Raw genomic sequence first — 17,775 nt, 5'->3', positions numbered from 1 at the left:
CTAACATGGAAAACAATCTGACGCTTTTCAACACACTTTCGAGAAAAAAGGAAACATTCCAACCTATAAAACCACCCCACGTGGGGCTATACGTTTGTGGACCTACTGTTTATGGCGATCCACACCTGGGGCATGCCCGTCCGGCTATCACATTCGATATTCTTTTCAGATATTTGAATCACCTGGGCTATAAAGTACGTTATGTACGCAACATCACTGATGTGGGCCACCTGGAAAACGATGCCGATGAAGGAGAGGACAAAATAGCCCAAAAAGCAAGGCTCGAGGAAATTGAACCCATGGAAGTAGTGCAATATTATACCGATCGTTACCACAACTACATGCAGGCCCTCAATGTAAAACCTCCAAGCATTGAACCACGAGCCTCCGGTCATATCATTGAGCAACTGGAAATCGTTAAGGAGATTCTTGACAAAGGATATGCTTATGAGAAAAACGGATCAGTTTATTTCGATGTAGAGAAGTACGACAAGGATCATAAATACGGCATCCTTTCCGGACGTGTATTGGACGAACTATTAAGCACCACCCGCGAATTGGAGGGCCAATCCGAAAAACGCAACAGCTTTGATTTTGCACTCTGGAAGAAAGCCACCCCCACACACATTATGCGCTGGCCATCACCCTACAGCGACGGATTCCCGGGCTGGCACCTTGAGTGCTCGGCTATGAGTGCCAAGTATCTGGGCAACGAATTCGATATTCACGGTGGAGGCATGGATTTGCTATTCCCCCACCACGAATGCGAAATAGCCCAATCAGTAGCTGCACATGGGAATACGCCCGCCCGATATTGGATGCACAACAATATGATTACCATCAACGGACAGAAGATGGGAAAATCTCTGGGCAACTTCATTACGCTTGAAGAATTCTTTACGGGTAATCACAAGCTCCTTGACAAAGCATGGTCTCCTATGACCATCCGCTTTTTTATCCTCCAAGCCCATTATCGCAGCACAGTTGACTTTTCCAACGAAGCACTTCAGGCAGCAGAAAAGGGTTTTCAAAGATTGATGGATGCCTTGCAACAAATTGAGAAGATCAAACCGGGAGATACCACCACTTTCGACATTGAGCATTTTAAGTCAAAATGCTATGCAGCGCTTAATGACGACCTGAACAGTCCGATTCTGATTGCCAATCTGTTTGAAGGAGCCAAAGCGATCAATGGTGCCGTTGCAGGAAAAGTTTCGTTTACAGAAGATGATCTGGCAACTCTCCGGGAATTAATGCATCTGTTCTCAGGAGATATTCTGGGATTAGAAACTGAAGACAAGTCAGATGCCGGTGATTCTGAAGTCCTGGATGGAGTGATGGATCTTCTTTTGCAGGTTCGTCAACAAGCCAAGAAGGCCAAAGACTTTGACACAGCCGATCGTATCAGAGATGGGCTTAAAGCTTTGGGCATTGAAGTCCGTGACAGCAAAGATGGGGCTGAATGGGAAGTAAAGTAGGCCCCCCTAAATCCCCCTAAGGGGGACTTTGAGTTCTGAGTTCAGGGTTATGAGTTGAGGGTTCAGGGTTCTGAGTTTAAGTGATCAGAACCTGAATCCGGAAACCGGAACTTTAAACACAGAGCTATAACGCAGCACTCACAACCCAACGCTTACCCCCTAACCTGGACGAGCCAGAACCAAACAAGTTATAGAGTTGAAAAAATCATCACAATAAATGGTTAATTGCACTAATTCTTGCAAGCAAGCGGCAGAGCCGAGCGACACGAATTGAAAAGCTGTAAAAACAGCTTTTTTGAAAACGGCGATGCCGTTTAAAGTCGCACTTCAAGTGCGACTCAAATTCGTGTAATTCGTGGATCCAAAACAATAAATGGCGCAGCCATTTCATAATAGCCCTTTAGAGAATATTTTGCCAAAAAATACACGAATATCAGAAGTAAGACACTAATTAATGACAATTGAACCAAAAATGAAAAAGCTCATCCCCCAGTTTATCAAGGCTCCATTACTCTTCACCCTGCTCGCCCTGATTTCGATGGGTGCCGGATGCAATAGTCAACGCTCTAAAAAAAGCAGTCAGAAAAAAACCGAGTCAAAGCCTGAACTCCAAACCCCTGAATTCAATTCTGATTCGGCCTATCACTATATTGCAAAACAAGTGGAATTTGGCCCACGGGTTCCTAACACCCCTGCTCATGAGGCTTGCGCCCAATGGTTGGCCACAAAAATGGACAGTCTTGGAGCAGATGTTATAGTACAGGAGGGAAAAGTTACTGCTTTTGACAACAGCACACTTAGAATTAAAAACATCATTGCGCAATATCAACCGGAAAAAAACAACCGAATTTTATTGTTTGCCCACTGGGACACCCGTCCCTTTGCGGATTACGATCCCGATCCTGCTAGGCGCAACAAACCTATTGACGGAGCCAATGATGGAGGAAGCGGAGTAGGTGTTCTCATCGAAATTGCCAGACATCTAAAGGATCATCCTACCTACCCGGGCATTGATATCATCTTTTTCGATGCTGAAGACTACGGTACTCCCCGCCATTTGGATTTGCCTTACAAAGAAGATACCTGGTGCCTGGGAAGTCAGTACTGGGGTAATAACCTTCATAAAAAGAGATACTACGCCCAATACGGAATTTTACTCGACATGGTTGGAGCAAAAGGGGCAAGATTTTATCAGGAACAAGCTTCATTAGACATGGCGCCTGACCTGGTGGATCACATTTGGAATACAGCCGCCACCATTGGTTATGGAAGCTATTTCGTTTTTCAGAAAGGTGGCTACATTACCGATGATCATATTTATGTAAACAAGCACACCGGCATACCGGCAGCCAATATTATCCAGTACGATCCCTCCACCCGGACTTCATTCGGCAGCTACTGGCATACGCATGACGACACGATGGAAAACATTGATCGAAGTACCTTGAAAGCCGTGGGGCAAACCGTCATGGAGGTCATTTACAAAAACCGTTACTAGAAAAGCCCCCTCTAATTCCCCCAAGGGGGGAGGATTGAGGCCCCCTCTAGCTCCCCCAAAGGAGGAGGATTGGCAAAATATTATTAAGATGGAATCAGAAGTAAAGAGATTACTGAACTGCAACGAGAAGTCCCCCTTTGGGGGATTTAGAGGGCCCCTACTTACCGCCGGATGCGACGAAGCAGGAAGAGGTTGTCTGGCAGGTCCCGTCGTGGCTGCAGCAGTTATTCTTCCTGACGATTTCGATCACCCGCTTCTCAATGATTCCAAAAAAATATCGAAAAAGAAAAGGGATACACTGAGAATCCTTATTGAAAAAGAAGCGGTTTCATGGGCGGTAGCCATGATTCACAATGAAGAAATCGATGAAATAAATATTCTGAATGCTTCAATTAAGGCAATGCACACAGCAATAAAACAACTGTCAAGTCCTCCTGAGGCGTTATTGATTGACGGAAACAAGTTTCACCCTTACCTTAAAGTGCCCCATAAATGCATCATAAAAGGAGATTCCATTTATAAATGCATTGCTGCGGCAAGTATTTTAGCAAAAACCCACCGGGACGAGTATATGGCGCAACAACACAAATCGTTCCCTTTTTATGGGTGGAACAAAAACAAGGGGTACCCCACAAAAGCCCATCGATCAGGCATTGAGGAGCATGGGGTATCTCCTTTGCACAGAAGGTCTTTTAAGTTGACGGAACGACAGATAAAGTTGGAGGTATAAGTCATTTAACCAATGCTTCCCAAAGATTTGATTTTAGAAGATATCACAGCTACCAGAAATATTGAAACAAGAATTTTCATTACAATAACTCAGCCTCTTCTCTCCCCATCTTAAAAAACTCCTGTTTTCAAAACACTTAGACCACAAAAATCCTTAAAACCAGTCTAAATAGCTTTTTAATGTTATTTTTATTTAGCAATAATTAGAACAAATATCTATTTTCGTTTTTACTTTAATCAAATAAACAATTTTATCATGAAGAAACTTTTAATTACCCTTACCTTAGTTTTGGGACTTGCAGCATTTTCTAACAATGCCAATGCTGCTTACACAATCGATGATGCTCAAGTAGAAAATCTTTTCGCCTCAGCAACAAATGCATCATTTAATTTAGTAGCTGACGTTGCTGAAGCTGCTCCAGTTATGGCTGTAGCCTCTGAGAATGGAGGGAAAGATCCATTAATAGCTGTATTGCTGGACTTCTTCCTGGGTGGATTTGGAATTCACCGTTTTTATCTTGGCACCAAAACTATGACCGGAATTGGTTACATTTTAACCTGTGGCGGTATTTTCGGTCTTGTTCCGTTTATTGACCTCATTGTTCTGGCCGTCAACTGGGATGACATCAGTGCTTATGTTGACAATCCTAAATTCTTCATGTGGTAACCCTAAAACTTCCCATGAAAAAACTCGAGCCTGTCGTTTTCTCGACAGGCCTTTTTGTTGATTTTTGGTTGATTTTAAATTTCAAAGATTAAATATTTTTCAGGACCGGTATTATTAGATCATAGACTGGATAAACTATCGCTGTAAATACACTCGTTTAGATCTCAAATCTATTTTTTTGATCAGATTTTGTTAATAATTAAATAATGAACATCAGATATAAATTACCTGGAAATCTTTCGCTAAAGTTTACAATTTTCTTTTTAGTTGCATTCCCAATCCCTCAAAACTCTCCTGCACAAGGATTCAATGGCAAGGTAAGTGTTAATGCGGTATACCAGATTTACAAGAATGGAAGTCTTTTTACGGCCGAATCGGCATCGCTGTATAAAGGACAAACCGGAGATATAATAACCCACTACTTCAGCCCAAAAGATTTTTACAAAAAAATAAACTCCAAGGGGGAAATTACGATTTATACGCCGGAGGACAATACCGTAACCTTCATGCAAAACAGTCAATATTCCAGTTCAACTGAGCTACTCTATTTTTTTGTTAATAACCTTACTCAGGATATGGGATTAAAGAATGAAGGATTCAATCAAATCGGAACAAGAAGGGAAGACAACTACCTAATTACAACCTGGCAATCGCCTCCGGGAATGCGGGTTGTAAGCTCAGTGGAATTAGTTTCTGAAAATTTCCTGCCAATCTTCGCTCAATATTTTGACAATAAAGGCAAAGTACTTAAGAAGATTTATTATTACAATTATTTTAACGGCCCTCAATTTTTCTTACCCAAGAAAATAACTGAAATAAACTATATGTCTAAAGGTGACAGCACGGTTCGCCGCACTACTTTTTCTGATATCAAGACTGGTTTTAATGCTGACGAAAAATTGTTTGATTTCAAAATCCCTGAAGATGCCAAGAAAGTTGATTTTTAAAATCCCCCTGATTATCATTTTCCTCCGGATTTCTGTTTTTTCTGTATCCGCCCAAAATAAATTGGAAGCCGACTTGCTGACGATTCAATCAAAAGAAACAGTAGATCTGCAAGAAATTAAAGATAAAGAAAACCGAAAGCGCGAGTTTCTCATAAAAAAAGAGGATCCTTTAATTGAAAAAATAAATCCTATTAAATTAACACTGGGAAGCCTGCTTTACATTTATCAAACCTCTATTTCAAAACATTTCTCTGCAGATTGCCTCTATGAGCCTTCCTGCTCAAATTTCAGTAGAGATGTAATTTCCCATTTTGGAGTAATAAAAGGTGTTTTCCTGACAGCCGATCGACTAACCCGATGTAACCGTATAGCACAAACATCCCTACACCCGCTGTCAATAGATCCATGTTCAGGACACTCAGCAGACAGTTTTACAAAATATCAGTTTAAACCCATACATCACCATCACTGATGCTTAAATCAAAATTTCTTTGCATTTTCTTTGCTTCATTCTCCCTTGTTGCACAAAGTCAATCCATTTCCAAACGCATTCAGTTTGCGAATTACTTAGTAAATAAAGATTTTCATGAGGAAGGGGTTTTCGAATGCAAAAATATCCTAAAAGAACTGAAGCTTAACCAAATACAAAAAGACTCTGTTTTTTACCTGAAGGGTTGGGCCGAATATAATTTAAAACACCTCAAAGAGTCCAGTTTCTCTTTTCAAAAAGTCAGCTTCCAATCAACCTTTTATCCAAAGTCTATATTATTTGGATCTTATAACCTTATCCACTTGGGGAAATATGAAAATGCTACTCAGGTTTTAAATAATTTCAGACCGCAGAACAAAATAAATCAACACTTCATCAATTATCTTTTCGCAGGAATAGATCTCCTTCAAAGAGATTTGCCTTCGTTTAGAAAAACGGTTTCTTTGCTTCCGCCCGACTATTATGGTTTCGAAAAAGAGCTAAAACATCTAAAAATTCTTGCCAACAGATTAGAAACTCAAAAAGAAAAATCACCAGTTTTTGCAGGAATCTTATCTGGAATAGTTCCTGGTTCCGGTCAAATTTATTCTGGAAAAACCGGACAAGGTATCGCAGCACTACTCATGTCAACAGGGCTGGCCTTAGTGACAATTGAAAATTATGAAAAACAGGGCCCTGAGAAATTCAAAACCATCTTTTTCGGTTCTGTTTTTTCGGTCTTTTACATTGGAAATATTTATGGAGCCGTTTTTTCGGCTAAAATCGCAAACAATGAACGCCATGCACTCATTAACAAACAAGTCCTATTTGATCTGCATATTCCTCTCCGCAACGTTTTTGACTAATGTTAAAGCAGCTGAAATAAGTGACTTATGGCACAAAGCAGACAGCTTGTATAAAGTCCGTGATTATATAGGCAGCATTGTCGAATACGAGCGAATTGTCTTTCTTAGCAAGAATATTGGAACCACGCAAAAAGCCATCTTTAAAAAAGCTGAAGTTTACAAACACATCGGAAACTACCCTAAAGTTGAAGAAGAGTTAATGAGGATTGGTATCAGGGATCCAAAAGATTCCCTCTTTGCCACAAAAGCCTATGAACTTGCTTTTGCACAATATATGAAAGAAAATTACAGAGATGCCGAAAATACAATTGAAACCTACAGTGCTCTACTTGAGACAAGTCATCCAAAACTAAAAAGCTTATATACACTGAAAGCTCTTTGCCACAATCAGCTTTTTGAATTTAAAGAGGCAAAAGAATGTCTTACAAAATCATTTAGGGAAGTGGCCTCCGAAAAATCTAAATATCTAAATATTTTAGCTTTTTACAAAGACACCCCAAAATACAAAGATCCTGAAAAGGCCAGACATCTTTCCATTCTTCCGGGATTGGGACAAGCTTATTGTGGTAAAATATTCGAAGGAGGAATCAGCTTTTTGCTAAATGCCTCGGCTTTAAGCTTTGGAGCCTGGCAGGTCTATACTGAATATTATTTTACAGGTTACGTTGTCGGGGTTACTTTATTACAGAAGTTCCATTCCGGTGGCCAACACCGGGCGGAGACACTGGCAAAGGAACGAAATAGAAAAGAAATAATTCGCTTTAATACTAAAATCACCTCCGAATTAATAGAAGGGCCTTGCCCATAAGAAAGGAAATCAACCGAATTCCTAAAATGAAATCCGGTTGATTCAAGCATTTAAAACATAATACCCACCGACAAAGCTAACTGTTCAAAAGCGGTGTCGTATTTTAGTTCTCCATAAAACTGCTGCATTGTAGCTCCGGCACCAAGATTGAGGCCAATTTCGCTATCATCGGAAGAACCTCCCCAAAATTCATTATCGCCCCAATCAATCTTCACATAGCTGTAATTCAATCCTCCAAGGGCATAGAACCCGAAATCTCCTTCAGCTCCAAAATTGTAATGGGCATCTGCATTTAGCTGCCAGTAAGTGATATCAACCCCATCTGGTGCAGAAGGAAAAAAGAAGGTAAACCCGGGAGCAATTGACCAACTTTCATTAAAAGCATAATCTCCCCTAAGGTTCAAGCCTATTCCTAACTTTTCACTTCCATCATCATCTATACCACCTGCTTCTGTTCCAATTGTTAAACCACCGCCCACTTTAAACTGGGCAGATGCTGCTGTTGCCATAAATAATACAAAGGCAAATAATAATACTTTCTTCATAACCCTTAATTTAAGTTCAATAAAAAAATCATCTTTTTTGAAACAATTGGAATTCAATTTACTTCGCTTTGATATAAACTTCAAGAGCATTTAGGACAACAAGGTCTTTTTAATGACCAACGACTGTCAATGATAGATAAATGGCATTAATTATTACTTTAACAAAGAGCGTTTTTTGTTTTAATAAAAGAACAAAGAACTTCTTAGTGATTAACTGGTTGGGATCCATTGTACTTTACTGGTAATCCAAATACATCCTTCAGTTTTCGAATAATAAACATTTTAGTTAGTTTTGATAGTAAAACATTAAACCATTAAAAAAGTTTAAAAAGATGAAAAAACTATTCTTTACCCTGATCTTTATGATCTTTGCCTTAACCGCCTTTTCCCAAAACAGTTCAAGGGATGTTGTTTATCTCAAAAACGGGAGTATCATCAAAGGACAAATTATTGAGCAGATACCTGAGCTGAACTTAAAACTTGAAACTTCTGATGGAAGCATCTTAGTTTATGAAATGAATGAAGTAAAAAGAATCTCCAAAGAAAAAATCCCCCCTTCTTCCGGGAACAACTCCAACTTCTTATCTGCCATATCCAAAGGGAAATTCAGTATTTCAGGTAGCACCAGTCTTTCCTTCACATCAATGACTAATGAAGTTTCTATAAACTCAGAATTCTTTGATGATAAAATAGAAAGCGATATCAACCAGTTCTCATTTCAACCATCCGTCAGTTATTTTGTGGCAGATGGCTTTGCAATAGGTCTATCCATTGAATACGAAACCCTCAAACAGGAAGGGGATGACTCTGAACAGAAAGAATCCTCATTGCTGGCCGGGCCAATTATTACTTATTACTTTGGCACTTCAAACATTAAGCCCTTCATCCATGGAGAGTACATGTTTGGAAATGAAACATATGAATATGATGGGGATGAAAGCTCATATAAAAAGGAAGGATGGGCCTTAGGGGGCGGAGTGGCCTTTTTTTTAAATCAATACATCTCGCTGGATCTTGGTATTGGATATGCAAATATGTCTGGTGATATGAAGGAGAGTGATTATGATATAGAATCAACCCGGAAAGGCCTCACCATCAATGGTGGTATCTCTGTATATTTTTAGTTAATGGAATAATTCAATACTTATCCAGTGTTCCTTTTATCGGGCAGTGTTTTTTTTATTTAATGAGTATGCCTCCAATGGATAAGAGGAAAACATTTTTAGTAAACTTTCTGTTTGGTGGTTAACACTTTATTTACAGCAATTCTTAACCAGTCAATTAAGGCCCAAAAATTGCATTTGCTGATTGGGCAAACAGACTCAATCCGGCTTTTTATACAGATAGTATTATCTTTACCGGCCAAAACAAAAAATAAACCGTAATTATAAGGACCATATGGATAAGCATTTTTGCTTTTCAGATGGTTTTCAAACCAAAAATTTAATTCAAATGAAAAAGATGACCGCCGTTTTAGTGGCTCTGTTGATATCTTTTGCAGGATCACTGAAAGCTGATGAAGGAATGTGGCTCTTGCCACTTATTAAAAAGTTAAACATTGAAAAGATGCAGGAAAAAGGCCTGCAATTGTCTGCTGAAGACATTTATAGTGTTAACCAATCCAGTTTGAAAGATGCCATTGTAATATTTGGTGGAGGATGTACCGGAGAAATGATTTCAGACAAAGGATTAATTCTAACCAATCACCACTGCGGATACGGAACCATCCAGGAGTTGAGCACAGTTGAAGACAACTATCTGGAAGAGGGTTTTTGGGCCAAAACAATGGGCGATGAAATTCCGGCGCCCGGACTTTCAGTTACCTTCATGAAAAGAATGGAAGATGTCACTGACAAAATTGAGGCCGGACTTAATGAGGATATGAGCGAAGAAGAACGCCGTGCTGCCATTGAAAAAACTTCTACACAAATTGCTGATAGTGTAAAAGGAGACTCACACTACCGCACACTTGTCCGTGATTTCTATGGTGGAAATCAGTATTACCTCATTGTTTATGAAGTATTCAATGACGTTCGCTTTGTTGGGGCACCTCCTTCATCTATTGGTAAATTTGGGCACGATACCGATAACTGGATGTGGCCGCGTCACACAGGTGACTTTTCGATGTTCCGCGTTTATGCGGACAAGGATGGAAATCCTGCAGAGTATTCTGCAGACAACGTACCCTTAAAACCTGCTCATCACTTGCCTGTCTCACTAAAAGGTTATGAAAAGGAAGACTTTGCTATGACTCTTGGCTTCCCCGGAAGCACCCAACGTTACCTTACTTCATGGGGCATTGACGAACGAATGAACATCTTCAATTTCTCATTGATTAAACCCCGGGGTGTTAAACAAGACATTTGGCAGGAAGCTATGAATACCAGCGACAAGATCAGGTTGCAATACGCTTCAAAATACTCACGCAGCTCCAATTACTGGAAAAACAGTATTGGTATGAATCGCGGCCTTAAAAACCTGAATGTTTTAGCTAAAAAACAGAAATTGGAAGAAAAATTCCAGAATTGGGTTGAAGGATCTCCTGAGCGTGAAGCGGAATATGGAGATGTACTTCCCTCTCTTGAAAAAGCCTATAGCCAGCGTTCTCCTTACTACTTAGCTCAAAATTTTGTTCGCGAATGCATGTTACGCGGCACTGAAATAGTCGGTTTCTCCCTCGCTGCAAGAGACTTGGAAAAAGCGCTGGAAGATGAAGATCAGGAAAAAATTGATGCCGCTGTTGAAAGCCTTAAGGCACGAGCAAAAGAATTTTACAAAGATTACCATGCAGCTACTGATCAGGAAGTAATGTCAGCGCTATTCGAATTGTATTTCGATGAAATTGATGATCAATTCTATCCTTCCTTTTTTGAAGACATAAAAACCGAAAAAGAAGATGGTTTTGAAGACTATGCTGACAAACTTTTCAGAAAATCATTCTTTGTCAGCCGGGAAGAACTTTTCAACTTTCTCGAAAATCCAAAGTTGAATAAGCTTCAGAAAGATCCGGCTTTCAAGGCAGGAAAGTCTACCATCGACCTCTACCTCTCTTTAATGGACAAAACACGAGAGTCAAATTTAAAAATTGACCGCAATCACCGCTTGTTCATTGCAGGACTTAAAGAAATGAATCCTGATAAGGTCTATTACGATGACGCCAACTTCTCAATGCGCCTGAGTTATGGTGAAGTAGGCAACTATGAGCCTCGTGATGCTGTTATTTACAAGCACTACACAACGCTTAAAGGGGTGATGGAAAAAGAAAAGCCCAATGATTACGAATTTGCTGTACCTTCAAAACTTAAGGAGCTTTATCGCGATAAAAATTACGGCCGTTATGCTGCCGAAGACGGGCACATGCGCGTTTGTTTTACCACTGACAATGATATTACCGGTGGAAACAGCGGCAGTCCTGTCATCAATGCCAAAGGAGAGCTGTTTGGATTGGCCTTCGACGGCAACTGGGAAGCTATGAGCGGAGACATCGCATTTGAACAGGAACTTCAGAAATGTATCAATGTGGATATCCGTTATGTACTGTTTATTATCGACAAGTATGCAGGAGCCACTAATTTAATTGATGAAATGACCATTGTTGAATAGAGGCCCCACCAACCTCCCCAAAGGGGAGGCTCGAAAAAGGCTGTCTTAAAAGGGCAGCCTTTTTTTAAACCCTCTCCACATATTATAAATAATCTTAAAAAGTTTTTATAAAAACCTGTATTTAAAGCTATCTGTAGTAGTTTCGCATACATTTAGAATCTGTTAAGTTATTGTACGATATGTGGAAGCGGGCGTTATTTCTTTTATTTCTACATCAATTTATATTTCTCTCCGTTCAGGCAGACGAAGGCATGTGGCTTCCATGGAATCTCCCTCAGTCACAAATTAACCAAATGCAGAAAATGGGCCTGGAGATATCCATTGATGAAATTTATAGCTCCCAAAAAGCTTCTCTTAAAGATGCCATTGTTTCATTGGATAATGGAAGTTGCACAGGGAGTTTTATCAGCACCCGGGGACTTCTCCTCACCAATCACCACTGCGCTTATGGCGAAATTCAAGAGCACAGCTCAGTAGAGAATGATTATCTCAAAAAAGGCTTTTGGGCTGAATCATTGGACGATGAATTACCCAATCCCGGAAAAACAGCAACCCTTTTAATTGAAGCACGCAACCTTACAGGTATATTTAACAGTGCATTAGAGAATGTATCAGGAACAGAGGAAACCCTGAATACAATCGACAGTTTAACTTCCACCATCCTCGACACTTTACGCGTTGGACCTGATTACGACGCACAGATCAAAGACTTTTTATTTCAGAATGAATTTTATCTCTTTATCACACAGACATTCAAAGATGTACGTCTTGTAGGGGCACCTCCGGAGGATATCGGACAATTTGGAGGTGAACATGACAACTGGATGTGGCCCCGGCATTCTGCTGATTTTGCACTTTTCCGTGTATACACTTCTCCCGATGGCAAACCGGCTGATTATCATCCAAAAAACATCCCGTTTCACCCTTCCAAAGTTCTTGATATTTCAACTGGCGGGATAAATAAAAATGACTTCACCATGACTCTTGGATATCCCGGGAGCACTGACCGGTACCTAACCTCCACAGGCATAAAAGAAACACAAAACATTCTGAATCCTCTCATTGCTGATGTCCGTGGGATACGTCAGAAAATTTGGGAGAAAAACATGCGTAAATCACATGCCACAGGCATTCAGTACGCTGATAAATATGCCAGTTCTTACAATTTCTACAAATATGCCATTGGCCAAAATGAAAGCATCAAAGAATTAAGTCTTATCTCCAGACGTCAAAAACAGGAGCAGAATTTTGAGACATGGATGGACAGTATTCCGGAAGTGGAAGCAAAATACAACAATGTTTTGACTTCAAACAGATTGCTCTATACGATGCGAAAAAAACTAACCAAAACCACTTACATCACCCTGGAGAGTTTGATCAACGGACCGGAGATCGGTTCTTTGGTCGTTAATGCTTTCGGGCTTTATTCCAATGTTCGAAGAGAAGATGGAGATCCGGTAAAAACAATTGAACTAATCAAAGACCTTGAATCGAAAGCCCACAAATTCTTTCGTGACTTCTCTCCTGACATAGATAAAAAAGTTTTTAGGGCAATGCTGAAATACTACCAGGAGAACCTCGAAGACAGTCTGCAAATAACCTCTGAACAACTGCTCGGAAATTCCGGAAACATCCGGAAATTAGCAAAAGAAATTTATGAGGAATCGGCATTTTCAAACCCCGAGCGTTTCAGACAGCTATTGAAGAATCCCAAAACCAAAGCCTTTGAAAGCGATCCGGCTTTTGCCTTCTATAAGAGAGTTTTTCAAGATTTCGGGCCGGTATACAGCATGTTCAACCGTTTTGACCGGCAACTTGACCTCAGCATGCACAGGTACATAAAAGCCCGGCAATTACATCAGCCCGATAAGAATTTTTATCCTGACGCAAACAGCACCATGCGCTTATCTTATGGATATGTCGACGGATATTCAGCACCGGATGGAAATGAATTTCCGGCTTTTTCCTCATTAAAAGGATTAATATCCAAAGCCGAATCCTCTAAATTGCACTATCAGACACAAGTTAGCCTTGAATCGTTGTTCTTCAAACCAGGCTCAAACTCCCCAAATATAAACACGCCACTCTGTTTTATCTCGAACAACGATATAACAGGTGGCAATAGTGGAAGTCCTGTTTTGAATGGTAATGGAGAAATTATTGGATTGGCATTTGATGGAAACTGGGAAGGCATGGCATCAGACCTTTCCTACAATAGCAAGTATCAACGATGCGTTAATGCCGACATCAGGTATGTTCTTTTCCTGATTGAGAATTTGGGGCAGGCTTCACATCTCATTGAAGAGATAAAAATCGCTAATTAGTGTGTGTCCATAAAGTCCCATTTGCTTCGTTATGCGTGCCCGAGAATCACTCATCCCGAGGGATCGGGACTGCGTACTTTCGAACTACGCAAGTCTTGCTAATGAAACTTTCTGAACACGCACATAAATTTTGACACTGTTTGCTTCGTTTATAGACCGACACTTATTAAAATCGAAAAAATCACCGTTAGTTATGATTTTTAGCATTCCGGTGGCCGAAAAATAATTCCTACATTTGTTCAAATACGTTAAACCTCCAAAACATTGAGATATGGGAATTGATTTTCTTGAAATTGTTTCAGCTTTCATCGTTCTTTTTGCCGTAATTGACATTCTTGGTTCTATCCCTATTATCGTGGATTTGCGGAACAAAGGCAATAAAATCAATGCCACTCAGGCATCCGTTGTTTCATATGTTATCCTGATTGCCTTTCTTTTTGTTGGAAAAGCCCTGTTAGGCTTATTCAGCGTTGATATTTCATCCTTTGCAATAGCGGGCTCATTTGTGCTGTTTATGATAGCCATCGAGATGATTTTGGGAGTAACCATTTTTAAGCATGATTCTCCATCAGGGGCATCTCTGGTTCCTATTGCCTTTCCGCTTGTTGCCGGGGCAGGATCTTTTACCACTCTTTTGGCTTTGAGAGCAGAATACGAAACCATCAACATCATTATTGGATTAACACTCAATATTGCTTTGGTATTTATGGTTCTTAAACTTACTAACCAGGTAGAAAAACTCATTGGAGAAACAGGTATTTACGTATTAAAAAAGTTTTTTGGCATCATATTGCTGGCAGTAGCAATTAAACTTTTTACCAATAATGTGGCTAACCTGGGTGGTTAAAACAAAGTAATCAATGGCAGCAAAAAAATACTATGTGGTTTGGATGGGACACGAAACAGGTGTTGTAGATTCCTGGGACGAGTGCCAGCGTCTTACAAAAGGATACAAAGGAGCCAGGTATAAGTCTTTCAAGTCCCTTGATGAAGCAAAGAAGGCATTTGAAACACCATGGTCTGATTTTATTAATCCCAAGGGGAATGGTACTCCCAAAACCAAACCTGCTTTTGATCCTTCATACCAACCCATTTCCAATAGTCTTTCTGTAGATGCCGCCTGCAGTGGCAATCCTGGCCCCATGGAATATCAGGGCGTTCATGTCGAAACCCGGGAACAATGGTTCCATGCCTCTTTTCCTTTAGGCACTAATAATATTGGCGAATTTCTGGGAATCGTGCATGGACTGGCTGAGCTTAAACGTCAAAACCTGAACATTCCCGTTTACACCGACTCTACAATTGCGATGGGATGGATCAAAAAGAAAAAATGTGTCACCAAATTAGAGAGAAACAGGCACACTCAGAAACTTTTCACACTTATCGAAAGAGCCGAAAATTGGCTAAAAGAAAACAGTTACGAACAACCTTTACTTAAATGGGATACTGAATCATGGGGTGAAATTCCGGCAGATTTTGGAAGGAAATAATTACTAATTATGGCTTCTGATGATTGGAATCCAGTATTTAATTTTTGCTCCTGAAATTTGGCCCTCCTTTACAACATCAACCTTTTCAACATAAATTCTACCTCCCTTATATATTTTCACAAAAGATTTTAAGCGCTCCTCAATAAGTGAAAGACTGTTGGCTTTCATTGTTTTTGAGGGAACAGCGCCCTTACTTTCAACAATCACCTCCAATTCATTTTCCTTTTGTTCATAAGAGATATTAATTCCAGGACAAGAATGATCACCCATATTGCCATAAGCAAAGACGTCGTCGATAATGGGCCTTGGAAGCATAGGAGGTACTTTTAAAAAACCCGACCCGGAAATTATTCTGGAGTCTACACCGCAGTTAATCGTTCGATAAAAGCGCCTGCACTGTACTTTCAGGTACATCTCAATTAATTCCATTTCTTCTTCCAGGGATATCAATTCTTTGTCAGCAACACACATGATTTTCCTAATAAGTTGGGCAATATCACTTAAATAATCAGAAGCTTCCTCTTTTTGGTTATTTAAGATATAGCTTTGCAAAGAAGTCATTGCATTAAACATGAAATGAGGATTCATTTGCATATGCAAAATTTTCTGCTGAAGTTCTCTTTTTTCTTTTTCAGCCCTGAGACCTCTGGTCCGACCGTAAAGAAACCACGCAAAAACTCCAAGAATCAATAGCAATGCAAGAATGATTAAAACAAGGTTCTTTTCTCTCATTTGGGCATTGACCAGGTTAAGTTCCTTTTCCATCAGTTCGGTCTCTATTTCATTATCCATAGATGTCTCCAGAAACCCCTGATTTATCACTATTAAGGAGTCTTTAAACCTTGAATATGTTTCCAGAACATCCAACGCATTTTTATAGTCATTTTCAGCTTTCAAGGCCTTAAAAAGTGAATACAAATTTTTTTGTCTCAAATTGTCTCTCCCCATTTTTCTCGCAACAGCTTCAGCCCTGTCGTAAAAAACAACAGATAAGGCAGTACGCCCCTGTTCGTAATAAAGATCCCCAAATAAGCTGTAAATATTTATCAAATAAGAGGATTGCTCGAGAGTTTTAAAATAATCAAGGGATTCCTCGAGTAAATCGGCAGACTTAGTATATTCTTTTTGGTATAAATAAAGAGCACCAATATTACATTTAACTTTTGCTGCATCCTCAAAATTTCCTGATTCATTATAAATTTCAAAGGCCTGTTTATACTTTTGAATGGCTTCATCATTTCTTCCTCTTCTGCTAAGAAAAATCGCATAGTCATTAAAAACAGCCGCTGCATCATCCAGAGAATCTAATTCAAAAAAAATATTTAACGAATGGTCAAAGTAATTTTCTGCATTTTCATCATTCCCCACTCGATCGTGTACCAATGCAATATTGTGTAAACACTGAGCAAATCCATATTCGTTCCCTACCTTTTTTTCAAATTCAGCAGATTTTAGATAGGCTTCTAACGCTTCATTATTCCTGTCTTTAAAATACCGCGTAAGTCCCAGGTTATTGTAGTAAATAGCTTTTCGTTGTGGAGCCGAATAGGGTTCTATCAAAGAAAGACACTTTTTATAAAAATCTCCAGCATCATCTATTTGTCCGGAATAAAAGGCAACCTCGGCTTTGTAGTACCAACCAATGGCTTCTAACGAATCATTAGATTCTTTACCTATTTTGACCAATTCATAAGCAATCGAATCTGCCATATTCAGTGAATCCGGGATGATTTTTTTTATCTTATCCTCAAGATATTTAAAACCTGAAGAGGCTTCCTTCTGAATCTGCCCAAAAGAAATGACATTCATGAATAAAATAGAAACAAGGATAATCAATCCCGGATACAATGAATTTTGCTTTAAAGAACTCATGGATGATGAATTGTTTTTCAATGGATTCACACAAATCTAATTAAAAAAATCAATAATTGTGAGTTGAAAAAACAGAGCCAGAGATAATAATGAATAGCATGGAGGGGGCCTTCAAATCCTAAAGTCCCGTGGTAACAGTTAAAATGGATAACCCAAAATATTCTATATCGCACCTACGGCACTCACCCCTTGGTCGTGCTCATTTTTCTACTAATATATACCCCCCAACGGGGCTATTCTGCAATGCTGAACCACTACGCCCCTGACAGGGTTTGGAAACCTGTCAGTAGATCCTACTTTTCACTGTTTTACTTTTGTTGTAAGCAGTTCGTGCTTAAAAACCCTTATAAACAAAAAAATCCCGGTCTGAAATTAATCAGACCGGGATTTCTACTTAAAGATCGGCGGCGACCTACTCTCCCACTTTTACGTAGTACCATCGGCGCTAACAGGCTTAACTTCTCTGTTCGGAATGGGAA

15 protein-coding genes and 1 rRNA gene are annotated in these 17,775 nt (G+C 39.7%); 13 read left to right on the top strand and 3 right to left on the bottom strand.

The window, feature by feature from the left end; genetic code table 11:
- The first annotated feature begins 5 nt into the window (after window positions 1-5).
- The 8 genes from cysS (at window position 6) to DDZ16_RS11035 (ending at window position 7,462) form a co-directional block, all read left to right on the top strand.
- Window positions 6-1,478 (top strand): cysteine--tRNA ligase, encoded by a 1,473-nt coding sequence (gene cysS, locus DDZ16_RS11070; RefSeq protein ID WP_109264540.1) that lies wholly within the window; start codon window positions 6-8, stop codon window positions 1,476-1,478.
- 472 nt (window positions 1,479-1,950) lie between these two features.
- The gene (locus tag DDZ16_RS11065; RefSeq protein WP_109264716.1) at window positions 1,951-2,976 is read left to right on the top strand and encodes a M28 family peptidase; all 1,026 of its coding nucleotides are present in this window, start codon (window positions 1,951-1,953) and stop codon (window positions 2,974-2,976) included.
- 88 nt (window positions 2,977-3,064) lie between these two features.
- A complete protein-coding gene (locus tag DDZ16_RS11060) occupies window positions 3,065-3,706 on the top strand; it encodes a ribonuclease HII (RefSeq protein ID WP_109264539.1) in 642 nt (213 codons plus the stop codon).
- Window positions 3,707-3,961: 255 nt separating this feature from the next.
- On the top strand, window positions 3,962-4,372 hold the full coding sequence (locus DDZ16_RS11055; RefSeq protein ID WP_109264538.1) for a TM2 domain-containing protein: 411 nt from the start codon (window positions 3,962-3,964) through the stop codon (window positions 4,370-4,372).
- Between the two features lie 206 nt (window positions 4,373-4,578).
- Window positions 4,579-5,319, top strand: coding sequence for a LolA-like protein (locus tag DDZ16_RS11050; protein ID WP_198416704.1), 741 nt, complete (start codon window positions 4,579-4,581; stop codon window positions 5,317-5,319).
- Complete coding sequence (yidD, locus tag DDZ16_RS11045; protein ID WP_109264537.1) at window positions 5,297-5,791, top strand: membrane protein insertion efficiency factor YidD; 495 nt, start codon at window positions 5,297-5,299, stop codon at window positions 5,789-5,791. The genes DDZ16_RS11050 and yidD overlap by 23 nt, the downstream gene beginning before the upstream one ends.
- Window positions 5,791-6,654, top strand: a complete 864-nt coding sequence (locus DDZ16_RS11040) for a hypothetical protein (protein WP_109264536.1) — start codon at window positions 5,791-5,793, stop codon at window positions 6,652-6,654. The genes yidD and DDZ16_RS11040 overlap by 1 nt, the downstream gene beginning before the upstream one ends.
- On the top strand, window positions 6,590-7,462 hold the full coding sequence (locus DDZ16_RS11035) for a tetratricopeptide repeat protein (RefSeq protein WP_109264535.1): 873 nt from the start codon (window positions 6,590-6,592) through the stop codon (window positions 7,460-7,462). The genes DDZ16_RS11040 and DDZ16_RS11035 overlap by 65 nt, the downstream gene beginning before the upstream one ends.
- Window positions 7,463-7,512: 50 nt before the next feature.
- Here the strand turns inward: DDZ16_RS11035 and DDZ16_RS11030 are convergent, their stop codons facing one another.
- Window positions 7,513-8,007, bottom strand: a complete 495-nt coding sequence (locus DDZ16_RS11030; protein ID WP_109264715.1) for an outer membrane beta-barrel protein — start codon at window positions 8,005-8,007, stop codon at window positions 7,513-7,515.
- Window positions 8,008-8,339: 332 nt separating this feature from the next.
- Between DDZ16_RS11030 and DDZ16_RS11025 the strand changes: the two genes are divergently transcribed.
- The 5 genes from DDZ16_RS11025 (at window position 8,340) to DDZ16_RS11005 (ending at window position 15,424) form a co-directional block, all read left to right on the top strand.
- Complete coding sequence (locus tag DDZ16_RS11025) at window positions 8,340-9,131, top strand: outer membrane protein (RefSeq protein ID WP_109264534.1); 792 nt, start codon at window positions 8,340-8,342, stop codon at window positions 9,129-9,131.
- A gap of 328 nt (window positions 9,132-9,459) precedes the next feature.
- Entirely contained in the window at window positions 9,460-11,610 is a 2,151-nt protein-coding gene (locus DDZ16_RS11020; protein ID WP_109264714.1) for a S46 family peptidase, read from the top strand.
- Window positions 11,611-11,789: 179 nt separating this feature from the next.
- A complete protein-coding gene (locus DDZ16_RS11015) occupies window positions 11,790-13,934 on the top strand; it encodes a S46 family peptidase (protein WP_109264533.1) in 2,145 nt (714 codons plus the stop codon).
- Window positions 13,935-14,205: 271 nt separating this feature from the next.
- Entirely contained in the window at window positions 14,206-14,781 is a 576-nt protein-coding gene (locus tag DDZ16_RS11010) for a MarC family protein (RefSeq protein ID WP_109264532.1), read from the top strand.
- Window positions 14,782-14,794: 13 nt separating this feature from the next.
- On the top strand, window positions 14,795-15,424 hold the full coding sequence (locus tag DDZ16_RS11005; protein WP_109264531.1) for a ribonuclease H1 domain-containing protein: 630 nt from the start codon (window positions 14,795-14,797) through the stop codon (window positions 15,422-15,424).
- A 3-nt stretch (window positions 15,425-15,427) separates the two neighbouring features.
- On the opposite strand, the gene DDZ16_RS11000 is transcribed toward DDZ16_RS11005, so the two are convergent.
- Window positions 15,428-17,296: a tetratricopeptide repeat protein gene (locus DDZ16_RS11000; RefSeq protein WP_109264530.1), complete on the bottom strand. Its 1,869-nt coding sequence runs from the start codon at window positions 17,294-17,296 to the stop codon at window positions 15,428-15,430.
- Between the two features lie 399 nt (window positions 17,297-17,695).
- Window positions 17,696-17,775, bottom strand: a 5S ribosomal RNA gene (gene rrf / locus DDZ16_RS10995); the annotation flags it as partial.

The organism is Marinilabilia rubra (assembly GCF_003121985.1).
GTDB lineage: Bacteria > Bacteroidota > Bacteroidia > Bacteroidales > Marinilabiliaceae > Marinilabilia > Marinilabilia rubra.
This window is presented reverse-complemented; position numbering and strand designations above follow the sequence as displayed.

What these genes read in the sequence shown, in the direction of transcription:
- DDZ16_RS11065 (WP_109264716.1), top strand. Translation starts at nt 1,951, where the DNA reads ATGAAAAAGCTCATCCCCCAGTTTATCAAGGCTCCATTACTCTTCACC.
- DDZ16_RS11030 (WP_109264715.1), bottom strand. Translation starts at nt 8,007, where the DNA reads ATGAAGAAAGTATTATTATTTGCCTTTGTATTATTTATGGCAACAGCA.
- DDZ16_RS11050 (WP_198416704.1), top strand. Translation starts at nt 4,579, where the DNA reads ATGAACATCAGATATAAATTACCTGGAAATCTTTCGCTAAAGTTTACA.
- DDZ16_RS11040 (WP_109264536.1), top strand. Translation starts at nt 5,791, where the DNA reads ATGCTTAAATCAAAATTTCTTTGCATTTTCTTTGCTTCATTCTCCCTT.
- DDZ16_RS11005 (WP_109264531.1), top strand. Translation starts at nt 14,795, where the DNA reads ATGGCAGCAAAAAAATACTATGTGGTTTGGATGGGACACGAAACAGGT.
- DDZ16_RS11020 (WP_109264714.1), top strand. Translation starts at nt 9,460, where the DNA reads ATGAAAAAGATGACCGCCGTTTTAGTGGCTCTGTTGATATCTTTTGCA.
- DDZ16_RS11055 (WP_109264538.1), top strand. Translation starts at nt 3,962, where the DNA reads ATGAAGAAACTTTTAATTACCCTTACCTTAGTTTTGGGACTTGCAGCA.
- DDZ16_RS11015 (WP_109264533.1), top strand. Translation starts at nt 11,790, where the DNA reads ATGTGGAAGCGGGCGTTATTTCTTTTATTTCTACATCAATTTATATTT.
- DDZ16_RS11000 (WP_109264530.1), bottom strand. Translation starts at nt 17,296, where the DNA reads ATGAGTTCTTTAAAGCAAAATTCATTGTATCCGGGATTGATTATCCTT.
- DDZ16_RS11060 (WP_109264539.1), top strand. Translation starts at nt 3,065, where the DNA reads ATGGAATCAGAAGTAAAGAGATTACTGAACTGCAACGAGAAGTCCCCC.
- DDZ16_RS11010 (WP_109264532.1), top strand. Translation starts at nt 14,206, where the DNA reads ATGGGAATTGATTTTCTTGAAATTGTTTCAGCTTTCATCGTTCTTTTT.
- yidD (WP_109264537.1), top strand. Translation starts at nt 5,297, where the DNA reads ATGCCAAGAAAGTTGATTTTTAAAATCCCCCTGATTATCATTTTCCTC.
- DDZ16_RS11035 (WP_109264535.1), top strand. Translation starts at nt 6,590, where the DNA reads ATGCACTCATTAACAAACAAGTCCTATTTGATCTGCATATTCCTCTCC.
- DDZ16_RS11025 (WP_109264534.1), top strand. Translation starts at nt 8,340, where the DNA reads ATGAAAAAACTATTCTTTACCCTGATCTTTATGATCTTTGCCTTAACC.
- cysS (WP_109264540.1), top strand. Translation starts at nt 6, where the DNA reads ATGGAAAACAATCTGACGCTTTTCAACACACTTTCGAGAAAAAAGGAA.